We start from the raw sequence: 12,702 nt of genomic DNA on the forward strand, positions 1-12,702 counted from the left end.
AGCACCACACGCATAAGCGTTTCCCCCGAGCGGCCGGAGCCATGCCCTCGCCGCATAGGCGCTAGGGCAACCGCCGTTCGGTTTGCGCGTCGAAGAGGTGAATGTTGGCGGGCGCGAAGGTCAGGCCGACCTTGTCGCCCGCAGTCACACTCGATCGACCATTGAAGACCACCGAAAGCTCCGGCGTCGTTGCCATCGTCAGGAAACACGTCGCCCCTGTCGATTCGAGCAGCGCGACCGGGACAGAGAGAGCGCCTTTATCGGGCTCGGCAATCTCGATGTGCTCTGGACGCAATCCAACGGTGAGGGCCTGCCCCGGTTGCACAGGCCGATCGAGGACGATCGCCTGTTTGACACCGACGTCGAGGATGACCGAGCGTCCATCCTGGCCCCCCACGGCGGGTATGAAATTCATTGCCGGGGATCCGATGAACCCGGCGACGAATTTGTTGACCGGCCGATCGTAGAGTTCAAGCGGGCTCCCCTGTTGTTCGATGACGCCATCGCGCATGATGACGACGTGGTCAGCCATCGTCATGGCCTCGATCTGGTCATGGGTGACGTAGACGGATGTGGCGCCCAACCGATCGTGCAGCGCACGGATTTCCTTGCGCATATGAACGCGCAGTGCTGCATCGAGGTTCGAAAGCGGCTCGTCGAACAAAAACGCCTTGGGATGGCGGATGATTGCCCGGCTCATCGCCACGCGCTGGCGCTGGCCGCCCGAAAGCTCCCGCGGATAGCGCCCGAGCAGATGGGTGAGCCCGGTGACGGCTGCGACTTCGTTTGCGGCCTTCTTGCGTTCGGCCTTCGCAACTCCCCGGATGCGCAGGCTGTAGGTCAGGTTCTCCTCGACCGTCATATGCGGATAGAGCGCGTAGGACTGAAACACCATCGCCACATCGCGCTTGCGCGGCGGCACGGCGTTCATCACCTCGCCGGCGATCCTCAAGGTGCCGGACGATATGCTCTCGAGCCCTGCGAGGGACCGCAGCAGCGTCGACTTTCCGCAGCCAGATGGACCGACCAGCGCTGTAAAGCTGCCCTTGCGGATCGAAAGCTCGATGTCCTTCAGCGCGTGGTAGGCACCATAGTATTTGTTGACGTTGGTCAGTTCGATCTGGGCGGTCATTTGAGCGCTCCCGAGGTAAGGCCAGAGACGATGCGGCGTTGCAGGAGGACGAAGATGGCGAGGATCGGGGTCACGTAGATCGCCGCATAGGCCATGATGTTGTTCCATTCGTTGGTGTTCGGCCCCATGAAGGAATTCAGCCCGACGCTTGCCGGCTGCAGTTCGACAGCCTGGATCATGGATTTCGAATAGACGAACTCACCGAAGGCCTGCATGAAGATCAGGATGGCGCTGACGAGAATACCATTGCGCGCGAGCGGCAGGACGATGTTGAAGAAGGCACCGACGCGCGAATTGCCGTCGACAAGCGCGGCCTCCTCCAGTTCCTGCGGCACGCTCATGAAGGTCGCGCGCACCAGAACCACGAAAAACGGCATGCTCTTGGCGGCAATCGCCAGGATGACCGCAAGCCTGGGATAGTTGAGCAACCCGACCTGAGAAAAGCCGACGAAAATCGGCGTCACCATCAGCGATGCCGGAAGCACCTGCAGCATGAGGACAAGGAAAAGGCCGATATCGACCCATATGTTGCGATAGCGCGCCAGGACATAGGCACAGCCGACACCGAGCACGGTGATGACCGCGACGGCGCCGCAGGCGATAACCAGCGAATTCCAGATATAGCGGCCCATGTTCCGACTTAGCCAGACGTCGCCGAAAATGTGCCATTGAGGATCCGTCGGCCAAAAGGTCGGCGGGGTGGCGAACATCTCTGAACCGGATTTGATCGTGGTGATGTACATCCAGTAGAGCGGGAACAGATAGATGCCGGCCAGAACGATTGCGATTGCCAGCATCAACCGGTCGCGGGATACGGTATTCATCCGCGCACCTCATGCCGTGTCGAGCGCACGTAGACGACCGAGGCGATCATTACGAAGACGATCATGATCACCGAAATGGTCGCGCCCTTGGCGAAGTCGTACTGCCGGAAAGAGAGGTCCCAGGCCCAATATTGCGTGACGTTCGAGGCATTGTTCGGCCCTCCCGAGGTGATTGCCGCGAAAAGATCGAACTGCTGCAGGGTGAAAATCAGCCCCAGCGCGATGATCGCGCCGATGGACGAACGCATCATCGGCAGCGTAATCGTCCAGAAGCGTTGCCAGACATTGGCGCCATCGAGTTCGGACGCCTCGTAGAGATCGCGCGGAATTGCCGAAAGGCCAACTGACATCAGGATCATGTTGAACGAGGTGCCGAGCCAGATATTGGCGATGATCACGGCCCAGAGGGAAAAATCGGGGTCCGAGCGCCAGAAGATATTGCCACTGATGAGACCGGTTTCACGCAGGATGAAGTTGAGCACGCCGAAGTCGCCGGAGAGGATCCAGTTCCAGATCGCGCCAACGACAAGTCCCGGCATCACCCAGGAGACCAGAAAGAGGCCGCGCAGCCACGAGGCGCCCGGAAAGTTCGTCCAGAAGAACAATGCCAGGCCAAATCCGACGAGGAACTGGCCGGCAATCGAGGCGATGACGAAGGTCGCCGTGTTGGCAAGGATCGGCCAAGTTTCCGGCTGGGCGAACAAATCCCGGTAGTTCTTGAGGCCGACGAAAGGGCGCCAGAAACTGCCAAGGCTGAACATGTCGACTTCCTGGAAGCTCATGATGATATTGTAGAGCAGCGGCAGCCCGGACAGAGTGAGCAGGAACGCAAGCGGCAGGCTGACGAGGCCGATATCGAAACCGCGACCGTCGATCATGCTGGACAATAATCGTTTCATGGGCTCCTCCGCCGCCGAGATGGCAGCCGACATCGGCGGCACGCGTCTCGACCTGCAAAACTAGAACGACCGAACTGATGCCGACAGCCGGCACAAATTTCCTGGCTTTCCGCTCCAGCGCCTAAGTACGATGGAGCATTGCTTGATCGGGGTGGCGAACGCACTTCAAGGCACGCCCAGAAGCACGTTCGCCCCATTCAAGAGGTTAGAGCGTTTCCGGCTTTGACGCGCCACAGAACCGCTCCAGCTCTTTGTTTTCACGCATTCCCCGACGGAAAACCGCTTCGCACTTTTCCTGGATATGCTTTAACCAAGCACCGCCTTTATTTTTTCGGCCGCCTGATCGAGCGCTTCCTTCGGCGCCATCTGCCCGGTCAGGGCCGCCTGGATCGCATCCTGGATCGCCTTGGAAATCTTCGGCCATTCCGGGTGCGGACCGCGCGGCTTTGCGTATTTGAGCTGCTCGTTGAACACCTTGAGGGCGGCGTCCTTGAGCGGCACGCCGGTTTCAGGAATGGCGATGTCGGAGCGGGCCGGCAGTTGCCCGAAGTCCTTGAACATTCGGTTATCCTGGGAGGCGAAATATTCGAGCACCTTGAAGGCTTCGGCCGGATGTTGCGTGTTGGAGAAAATCGCCCAGTTGAAGTCGCCCATGGCCGAAGAGCGCTCCGCACCAACTTCAGGGACCGGTAGCAGTGCCACGCCCCAATCGAACTTCGCTTCGCTCACCATGCGGTCGAGCTCCCATGGCCCGGAGATCGCCATGGCGGCGTTGCCTGAATTGAAGGTGCCGGTCGAATCCCATTGGCCGCGAGTCAACGTATCCGGCGAGGCCAGTTTCTCGGTGATGATCGTCTTCCAGACCTCGAGCGCCTTGACCGCGCCGTCCGAGTTGATGTGCTCGTAGCTGCCGCCAGCCATCTGCGCCCAGGGCAGGAACTGGAATGTCCCTTCCTCGTTCGCCTTGGCCGAGAAGGCGAGACCATAGACGTTGGCAGCGGGATCCGTCAGCTTGCGCGCCGCATCGACCAATTCGTCCCAGGTCTGGGGCGGCTTGTCCGGATCAAGGCCTTTCGCCTTGAACATGTCCTTGTTGTAGTAGAGCGCAATCGTATTGGTTGCCTTCGGCAGGCCGTAGTTCTTGCCGTCCCACATGGTGGAAGCGAGCGGCCCGGGGAAATAGTTCGACGTCTTGACCACCGTCGACTTGGCGATCATGTCGGTGAGATCAAGGAAGGCGCCGCGCGACGAAAACAGCGCATGCTCGGGATTATCGATGGCGATGATGTCCGGCGCCTGGCCGGTCGAATAGGCTCGCATCGCCTCGCTGACGACATCATCGAACTGGATCTGGCGATATTCGACCTTGATGCCGGCGTTCAACTTGTTGAAGTCCGATATCAGGTTCGGTGCCGGCTGGATGTCGCGATCGAGCGACCAGACGTTGATCGTGACGTCTTCGGCTTTGGCCGAGAGCCCGAACAAAGAGACACCTGCAAGGGCGAGAACGCCCAGGATTGCGGATCCGCGGATAGCCATTTTCTCCTCCTTTGGTCATCCCGCAGCCGGCATCCTCCATGCCGGCCGATATGCACACCTCAGACCGGATCGGCGACGAAGTCGCCGCCCCGGCAAGCCTTGAGATAGTTCAGGCCATGGACCTGGCCGGTCATCTCCAATGCGTCGCGGTAGACCGGATCGTGCCAGCCCTCGATGTCGATCGAGCCGGACCAGCCGGCCAGCCGAAGCTCGGAAATCACGTCGGTCCAATTGGTGTCGCCGAAGCCCGGCGTGCGCATGAAGACGAATTTCTCCTTGCCGAAGATGCCGTGTTCGCGGATGACGTCCCAGCGGATGGTCGCGTCCTTGCCGTGCACGTGGAAGATCTTTGTCGCCCATTTGCGGATCTGCGGCAGTGGATCGATCAGATAGACCATCTGATGGCAGGGCTCCCACTCGATCCCGATGTGGTCGTCCGGCGTCTCGTTGAAGATCAGTTCCCAGGCATCCGGATTATGGGCGATGTTCCAGTCACCGGTCTGCCAGTTGCCGTCCATGGCGCAATTCTCGAAGGCAATCTTCACACCCTTGTCGGCCGCGCGCTTTGACAGTTCGGACCAGATTTCCCTGTAGCGCGGCAGAGTGTCGGTCAACGGCTTGCCGCGGATGCGGCCGGTGAAGCCGGCAACGCAAGTAGCGCCGAAATGATGGGCATTGTCGATGCAGTCTCGCCAACCCTGCAATGTCTGTTCGTCGATCGCGGTGGTCTCAAGCGGGTTTCCGAACATGCCGAGCGTCGAGATGGTGATGTCGCGGCCGCCGATCGCCTCCACGCAACGTTTGCCGAGCTCGGCAAGGTCCTGACCATTGGTCGTCTGCCAGAAGAAGGGTTCGAAGCTTTCGAAGCCCATTTCGGCGATCTGGTCGATGCGTTTGTCGGCGCCACCCTTGGTGGCCGAGATCATGGTGCCGATGCGGATGGATTTTGCAGGGTTCGTCAAGATAGGCTCCTAGGCTGCAATGGTGACGCGTTTGCCATCACGGGCGCTGTCGATCGCGCCGAAGACCATGGCAAGGCTCTTGATGTTGTCGCTACCGTCCGTTTCCGGCACGGTTCCCGTGTCGATCGCGCCGATGAAGCGCTCGATGACGCTTACATGGCCGTGCGTGTCGGCACCGTCTTCAGCCTCGGGAACCGTGATCGGCTCGACCGCCCGCAGGAAACCTTCGCGACCGCTGACGACATTGGCTTCGAAGCGTTCGCCGCCATCCCAGATGAGCGTTCCCTTGGAGCCGGTGATCCGCCACGCACTTTCCCAGCTGGTATTGGCGCCCTGCGCGCACCAGGATCCGCGATAGGTGAAGGCGACATTGTCGGAGAATTCAAAGATCGCATTGGCTGCAGCGCCGTGGCGGTACCAGGAGCCTTGCGGATTGTATTCGTGGCAATAGACGGCAAGAGGATCCTTGCCTGACATGAAGCGCGCCGCGTCGAAGGTGTGGATGGCCATGTCGAGCAGCAGGACGTTGTCCATCTGCTCGCGGAAGCCGCCGAAGTGTGGACCGAGGAAGAAATCGCAATGCAACGCCGTCAGTTCACCGAGGCTGCCGGATTGGATGAGGCGGCGGATCCGGCGGACGCCGTCGATGAAACGGCGGTTCTGGACGATCGCGTGAACACGTGAAGCGTCAGTTGCGAGCCGGCGCAGTTCGCGCGCCTCATCGAGCGTGGCGGCCATCGGTTTTTCGCTGAGCACGTGGCAACCATGGGCCAGACCGGCCGCCACGACCGCGCGCCGAGCGGCCGGAACGACGACGTCAAACAGCAGATCGGCCCTACTCTCGCGCAGGACTGCCGGCAGGTCTGTACCGATGATGATGTCGTGAAGCTTGAACTCGGCAGCGAGCGCTTGCGCGGTCGCCTGATCGAGATCGACGAGGCCCACAACCTCCACCTTCCCCCTCAGAAAGTCGCTCTCCGTCAGAGCCTTCAGCCAGCCTTTGGCCATAGCTCCGCACCCGCACAAAACGGCCTTGTGTCTCACGTGATTTCCTCCAGGAACGAAAGCCGAAACTCCTCAGTTGGCTTCCGTAAACGTTTACGATACTATGCGGCAAAGGGTTTTTGTGTCAAGAGGTGTGAAAATGGCCAGTCGCGGGTCTGGGGAGGAACGCGGAAAAATGAAGGGGATTCGCCAACTTGCCGAACATCTCGACATTTCGATCGGCACAGTCTCCCGCGCGCTGAATGGCAAGCCCGACGTCAACGAAGAGACGCGCAAGCGGGTTCTAGAAGCGGCGGAATCCCTTGGCTATGTCGCCAACCAATCGGGCCGTGCGCTGAGGAAGGGCACGACCGGCGTCATCGGCTTCATGATGCAGACGGGGTCCGAAATCACCGGCCAGGGCGACACCTTCTTCATGAGCGTCTTCGACGGTGTGCAGACGGTCTTTGCTCGTCACAAGCTCGATCTGGTCGCCTTGCTCTGCTCCTCGCAAGAGGACCCGAACGACTATCTGAAACGCGTCGTCGCCCGCGGCTTTGCCGACGGCATCATCCTGTCGGCCACCCGGCGCCACGATGCCCGCTTCGAACTGCTGGCAAAGCGCAAGATCCCCTTCATCACGCTCGGACGAAGTCTGACCGATGTCGGCCAGCCCTGGCTGGACCTCGATTTCGAAGGCATGGCCGAGGCATCCATCGACCGGCTGGTTGCCCGCGGGCACAAGCATATCGCCGTCACCCGTCCGCACGACGACATGAACCTTGGCTATGTGTTCGAAGAACAATGCCGCGCCACCCTCGCCCGGCACGGCCTCAACCTCGACGCACGTCACATCTTTCGCTCGACACCCAACGAGGCCGGGGGTTACCAGATCGCCCGGGAACTGAGTGCGCTTGAGACACGTCCGACGGCAATCGTCCTCATCAACGAGGCCATTACCGTCGGGCTTTATCGCGGACTGGTCGAAGCCGGAATAAAACCCGGGCGCGACCTGGCGATCATCGGGCGTCAAAGCCCGCATTCGCAGTTTCTGTCGCCACGACTGACATCGTTCAGCCTGTCGCTACGGGACCTTGGCATTGCACTTGCCGAATCCCTGCTTGCGACGATGCCGGCCTTCGCCGAGATATACCGCGAGAGATCCGCGCGATGCCTGTGGCCCATGGATCTCGTTCCTGGTGAAAGCGACTGATCAAGCGGCTTCACGAAGCGGCCATCAGGCTTTCCGCATATGCCATCATCAAGGGCCCCACACCTTTGGCGTCATCCGAAACGATGGGTTCGGTGAGATAGTAGCTCGGTGAACCATCGCGATAGTTGCCCTCGAAACCTCCAAGACCGGCGACATGGACAATGGTCGTGAAGCGGGTGATCCCTTCGGCATCGGCAACGAGCCGGGTATTCAACAGCGCGTCAAGGGCGCGCTGCCCGGCCGCAGCCGCCCCCGCAGCAGTGTCCGCCTCGACTAGACCAAGACGAGCGGCGCGCAAAAGCGAATAGGCAAACATGACCGAGGCAGAGCTTTCGAGGTAGTTGCCCTTCAGATCCGGCGCGTCGAGCACCTGATGCCAAAGGCCGGAGGAGGCTGCCTGACGGGCCATGATCTCCTTTAGCAGCAAGCGGGCGCGCTGGCGCAACGAGGCGGTCGCCTGGTCAACAGGAAGTGTCGCCAGAGCATCGACCACTGCCATTGCCAGCCAGCCCACGGCCCGTGCCCAGACAGCGGGAGACTTGCCTGTCACAGGGTCAGACCAGCGCTGCTGGCGGCTGTCGTCATAGCCATGAACATAGAGGCCGCGTGTAGTCGCCGTGAGTGCTAAAGCCGTTGAAAACTGCTGCAACGCATCGGCGATCAGGTCCTTGCGGCCGGTCATCGTCGCATATTCGATCTGAAAGGGCAGCCCCATATACAGCCCGTCCAACCAGACCTGGTGCGGATAGCGCTTCTTGTGCCAGTAGTTACCGGCGGAAATGCGTGGGTGCGTTTCCAACTGCCTAGCCAGTCGATCGGCGGCCAATCGGTAGCGCACTTCGTCGGCACCTTCAGCCAGCGGGAATAGGGCGCGCCCGGCCAGGATATTGTCGATGTTGTATTCCTGGGGGTGGTAGCCCGCAAGCGCGCCATCGGCCCCGATCTGCTGATCGGCGAGACGATGAAGATGCGCCTTCCAGCGCGTGTCGCCTGTTGCATCAAAAAGAAGACTGAGGCCGCGATAGACGCATCCATCCTCGTAGCACCAGCTACCGCCCTTGTAGTGGTTGTAGCGCTTGGCGAATTCGTCGAAATATTCTGTCGGGTTCACGAGAGCATCTCATCGAAAGGAAGGGACACGGGGGCGGCGCTCAACAAGGAGGGATCGTCGCAATCGACCTCTGCCCGCTCGCTGACAATCGTCTCATGGCGCATGGCTCGCACGCGGTCGGCCATGATGGGTGGCGTTGCGACGGCTGCGGGATTGCTCGAGGTGATTTTAAGGCGGCGGATACGGACGTTGCGGATCGGGGCTTCGGGCAGTCCGAGAAACGCGCCTGCCGCATGTGCGAGCCCGCGGATCTCGACGTCTTCTATGGTGACGCCGTCGATGAGCGGCGTTCCAGAATTGACGACCGCCGGCTCACGGGACTGCACCCAGTCATCGTGGCCATCCGCGTCGCAATGATAGTGAGCGTTGGCCGACAGCGCGGTTTCGACGCCATCGAGCAGTACGCGGCGCATTGCGATATTGGTGATCGACCCGCCGCGACCGCGACGGGTCTTCAGCCGCAGGCCGCGATCGGTGCCGATCATCTCGCAATCCTCGACGGAGACGTCATCGACGCCGCCGGACATCTCCGAGCCAATTACCAAGCCGCCGTGGCCACGCTCCATCAGGCAGTGACTGACACGGACGCCGCGCGTTTCGGCAAGGTGATCAGCCTCGCCGTTCGGGCCGCGTTTTCCTGCCTTGACGGCAATGCAATCGTCGCCGACTGAAAAGCGCACGCCCGCAATCACGACCTCACGACAGCTCTCAGGGTTGAACCCATCGGTGTTCGGGCTGTCAGCTGGGGCAACGATGGTTAGTCCGGCAGCGGTCAGCCGAGCGCAGCCTTGCGGATGGATCGTCCAGGACGGTGCATTGCGGATCGTAAAACCGAGCAGTGTCACATCACGGCAGTTGATAAGATGCAGGCCACGCGGGCGACGCGCACCATCACGCGTCTCTTTCGGCCAACTCCACCAATCGCCCCTGTCGCCAGATCCGTCGAAGACGCCCCTGCCCTCGATCACCAGGTTATCCGCCTGCACCGCGTTTACCGGGGCATTAAAGCAGGCCGCCGGCAGACCTTCCCAACTTCCAAGCATGCTGCCGTTGTGATCGTGGGAAGGGAGAACAGGCCAGCCCGCGCGCACCGAAGGCGCTTGGAGGGTCGCCCCTTCGGCAAGGTGCAAAGTCATTTGACTTTTGAGCCTAAGTGGAAAGGACGTCCACAGGCCTGGACCGAGATGGAGCGTACCTCCGGTTGGAACGGCTGCGACCGCTTCACAAAGGGCCGCAGCATTGCTGCGCGCGCCTTCAATATCGTCAGGCGCAATATCGGCGACGAGTCCGAAATCGGTTGCTTCCACGACACCTGCGCAGGGCGCAGTCTGAAACGACAGCGGCTGAAATCCCTCCACCTCGAAAAGATAACGGGTAGCCGGACGAAGCCCGTGCAGAAGGGTGACGACCGTTTGGGCTTCTCCGTGTTGCAGAACGCCGGTCTCATCCGGGGATGAAAGCCGCCAGACCGTCCTCGATTTCAAACGGTAGAGGGCTCCGGGCTGCGGCAGGCATAGCGCCGCCGTTCGCGCCGAGCGCGCGATGATGGAAGGTCGGGTCATGTCGTGCCTCGTGTTGCGTGCCGCCAAGAGACGGAGGACCCGCCGCGGCATCCGCGGCGGGCAGTATCAATGGTCAGTCGAACTCGGCCAGGACGTCGTTCACCGTGTCGATGATCTGTTTGGCGCCATCTTCTGCGCTGATCTGGCCATAGGCGTACTCCTCAAGCGTATCGATGAAAGCGGCACGAATTTCTGGGTGTTCATTGAAGGGCGAAACCATCGGCCCCGTGGCGGCCATGACGATCGCATTGGCGGCGCGAACCTCGGGTTCGCCCTTGTCACCCAACCTGGCGGCGGCCGCTTTCGACGCGGGAAGACCGCGCGAGGTGCCTAGAGCATCGATGCCTTCCGGCTCGTTCAGGAGGCAGTTGACGATCTGCGCCGCCGCATCCTGGTTCTTCGAGTTCTTGGAGATCGAAAACACCATGGAAGGCTTGCGATAGACGCCTTCGGTAACCGCATCCGAAAGCTTCAGCATTGGTACAGGCTTGAGAACCTGACCATCCTTCAACGGGTCGGCATACTTGGAGTAAGTTGAATCCCATTCGTAGGAGCCGGCGACCTTGCCTTCGGCCCAGGAGGGCTTTTCAAACAGATTGACGTTGCCGTCGGCGGCCTCCTCCTTCTGCGAGCGGATCGCGCCGGTTTCCACCAGCTTGCCGAGGAAGGAGATGCCTTCGGCGAGTTCCTCTGGCGTCCATGCTACGCGGTTGCTCGTCTGATCGACGAGATCCTCGCCAGTCTTCTGCACGACGGCAAGGGTCACCAGCAATTGGGCAGTCTCCTTCACCGCGTTGAAGGTGTAGTGGTCCTTGCCGAGCTTGTCCTTGATGGTCGCGGTTGCGGCGAAGAACTCGTCCCAGGTCTTCGGAATTTCGACGCCTGCCTTTTCGAAGGTCGTCGCGTTGAAGAAGAAGACACGACCCGTCGTCGAGACGGATAGCCCCTGCAGGACCCCATTCATCGAACCGGCCGCGAGATCGCCTTCCGTCCAGTTGGACAGGTCGATTGCCTTCAGCGTGCGAAGGTCGGCGAACCCCTCGCCATTCTTGGAAAACAGCGGCAGCCACGGCCAGTTGACCTGAACGATATCAGCTTCGGTCCTGCCGGCCATTTGCGTCGTCAGTTTTTCGAGGTAGCCGTCGAAGCCGGTGAACTCGCCCTTGACCGTGTGGCCGTATTTCTGGCCGCAGGCAGCTGTCGCCTTTTGAGTGGCTACGTGACGACTATCACCGCCCCACCACGCCATGCGCAGTTCGGCGGCGCCAGCGGTGGCACCGAACGTGAGCGCGCCATAGGCGACGCCGGTCAATGCAAGCAAGGTTTTCGCAGTCTTCATGGTTCTCCTCCTTCTTGGTGTATGGCCCAACGCCGCCTCCTCAAAGCGACACGTTGCGACCGTCAGTCTTGTCGAAAATGTGCAATCGTTCCGGATCGGGACGAAGGCGGATGATCTCCGACCCTCCCAGTGCCTCGAACTCGGCTGCGCCGACGACGCTCACCACCTTGCGACCCTCGAGATCAGCGTGGAGATAGACCTCGTGCCCCATGAACTCAGCATTAGTGAGCTTCGCGGTGAGCGCCGGCCCGTCCGCCGCCAGCGATAGATGCTGTGGTCGGGTGCCGATCACGGCTTCTGTCGGGCGGGCCGAAAGCCGGCCTTCAAGGTGTGGTCCGAGCGGCAAGGTCTGGCTGCCGATCGAAAAGGACGATCCGTCGAGCCGGGCGTCGACAAGGTTCATTTCCGGACTGCCGATGAAGCCGGCCACGAACAGGTTCGCCGGGCGATCGTAGAGTTCCTTGGGCGTGGCCACCTGCATGATGTGACCCGCCTGCATTACGCATATGCGATCCCCCATCGTCATGGCCTCGGTCTGATCATGCGTCACGTAGATGACCGTCGACGACAAGCCCTCCGCTTTGAGCTGGCGATGCAGGTCGGTTATGCGGACGCGCATCGAGGCTCGCAACTTGGCGTCGAGATTGGATAGTGGCTCATCGAACAGGAAGACGCCCGGCTTCTTGATGAGCGCGCGACCGAGAGCCACGCGCTGGGCCTGACCGCCTGAAAGCTGCTTGGGAAGGCGGTCGAGAAGCGGCTCGATTTCGAGGATCTCGGCCACCTGCTTAATCGCGGCCTCGATCTCCGCCTTCGGCTTGCCGGCGATCTTGAGCCCGAAGGCCAGGTTTCCGCGAACCTTCATATGAGGGTAGAGAGCGTAGTTCTGGAAGACCATGGCAATTGAGCGCTTGCCCGGCGGCAGATCGTTGACGCGCCGGTCCCCAATGAGGACTTCCCCGCCGGAAATCTCCTCGAGCCCCGCCACCATGCGCAGCGTCGTCGATTTGGCGCAGCCCGACGGGCCGACGAAAACCATGAACTCGCCGTCGTTGATGTCGAGATTGATGCCATGGACCGCCTTGAAGGCGTTGCCATAGACCTTTTCGAGATTTTTCAGTTGAACCTTAGCCATGT

Annotated in this window: 11 protein-coding genes; 1 reads left to right on the forward strand and 10 read right to left on the reverse strand. The window is 60.9% G+C overall.

Going from position 1 to position 12,702, the window contains the following annotated elements; all coding sequences use genetic code 11:
• Positions 1-61: 61 nt before the first annotated feature.
• The 6 genes from BKP54_RS01450 to BKP54_RS01475 all read right to left on the reverse strand — a co-directional run bounded on the left by BKP54_RS01450 (position 62) and on the right by BKP54_RS01475 (position 6,400).
• On the reverse strand, positions 62-1,132 hold the full coding sequence (locus tag BKP54_RS01450) for an ABC transporter ATP-binding protein (RefSeq protein WP_025430387.1): 1,071 nt from the start codon (positions 1,130-1,132) through the stop codon (positions 62-64).
• Entirely contained in the window at positions 1,129-1,956 is an 828-nt protein-coding gene (locus tag BKP54_RS01455) for a carbohydrate ABC transporter permease (protein WP_025430388.1), read from the reverse strand. The genes BKP54_RS01450 and BKP54_RS01455 overlap by 4 nt, the downstream gene beginning before the upstream one ends.
• Complete coding sequence (locus BKP54_RS01460) at positions 1,953-2,855, reverse strand: sugar ABC transporter permease (protein WP_025430389.1); 903 nt, start codon at positions 2,853-2,855, stop codon at positions 1,953-1,955. The genes BKP54_RS01455 and BKP54_RS01460 overlap by 4 nt, the downstream gene beginning before the upstream one ends.
• 306 nt (positions 2,856-3,161) lie before the next feature.
• On the reverse strand, positions 3,162-4,394 hold the full coding sequence (locus BKP54_RS01465; RefSeq protein ID WP_025430390.1) for a sugar ABC transporter substrate-binding protein: 1,233 nt from the start codon (positions 4,392-4,394) through the stop codon (positions 3,162-3,164).
• Between the two features lie 59 nt (positions 4,395-4,453).
• Positions 4,454-5,356 (reverse strand): sugar phosphate isomerase/epimerase, encoded by a 903-nt coding sequence (locus BKP54_RS01470; protein ID WP_084814071.1) that lies wholly within the window; start codon positions 5,354-5,356, stop codon positions 4,454-4,456.
• Between the two features lie 9 nt (positions 5,357-5,365).
• On the reverse strand, positions 5,366-6,400 hold the full coding sequence (locus tag BKP54_RS01475) for a Gfo/Idh/MocA family oxidoreductase (RefSeq protein ID WP_128090347.1): 1,035 nt from the start codon (positions 6,398-6,400) through the stop codon (positions 5,366-5,368).
• 136 nt (positions 6,401-6,536) lie between these two features.
• On the opposite strand from BKP54_RS01475, the gene BKP54_RS01480 reads away from it, so the two are divergent.
• Positions 6,537-7,553 (forward strand): LacI family DNA-binding transcriptional regulator, encoded by a 1,017-nt coding sequence (locus BKP54_RS01480; RefSeq protein WP_025430393.1) that lies wholly within the window; start codon positions 6,537-6,539, stop codon positions 7,551-7,553.
• Positions 7,554-7,563: 10 nt separating this feature from the next.
• On the opposite strand, the gene BKP54_RS01485 is transcribed toward BKP54_RS01480, so the two are convergent.
• From BKP54_RS01485 to ugpC, 4 genes are all read right to left on the reverse strand, one after another.
• A complete protein-coding gene (locus BKP54_RS01485) occupies positions 7,564-8,664 on the reverse strand; it encodes a glycoside hydrolase family 88 protein (protein WP_025430394.1) in 1,101 nt (366 codons plus the stop codon).
• Positions 8,661-10,226, reverse strand: coding sequence for a glycoside hydrolase family 28 protein (locus BKP54_RS01490; protein WP_084814072.1), 1,566 nt, complete (start codon positions 10,224-10,226; stop codon positions 8,661-8,663). Before BKP54_RS01490 ends, BKP54_RS01485 begins: the two co-directional genes overlap by 4 nt.
• Positions 10,227-10,299: 73 nt before the next feature.
• Positions 10,300-11,565 carry an ABC transporter substrate-binding protein gene (locus BKP54_RS01495; RefSeq protein WP_057207048.1) on the reverse strand — a complete coding sequence of 422 codons (1,266 nt, stop codon included), beginning with the start codon at positions 11,563-11,565 and terminating at the stop codon, positions 10,300-10,302.
• A 40-nt stretch (positions 11,566-11,605) separates the two neighbouring features.
• On the reverse strand, positions 11,606-12,700 hold the full coding sequence (gene ugpC / locus BKP54_RS01500; protein WP_025430397.1) for a sn-glycerol-3-phosphate ABC transporter ATP-binding protein UgpC: 1,095 nt from the start codon (positions 12,698-12,700) through the stop codon (positions 11,606-11,608).
• Positions 12,701-12,702 lie beyond the last annotated feature (2 nt).

The sequence above is a fragment of the Ensifer sp. 1H6 genome, from assembly GCF_001976035.1.
Taxonomy (GTDB): domain Bacteria; phylum Pseudomonadota; class Alphaproteobacteria; order Rhizobiales; family Rhizobiaceae; genus Ensifer; species Ensifer canadensis.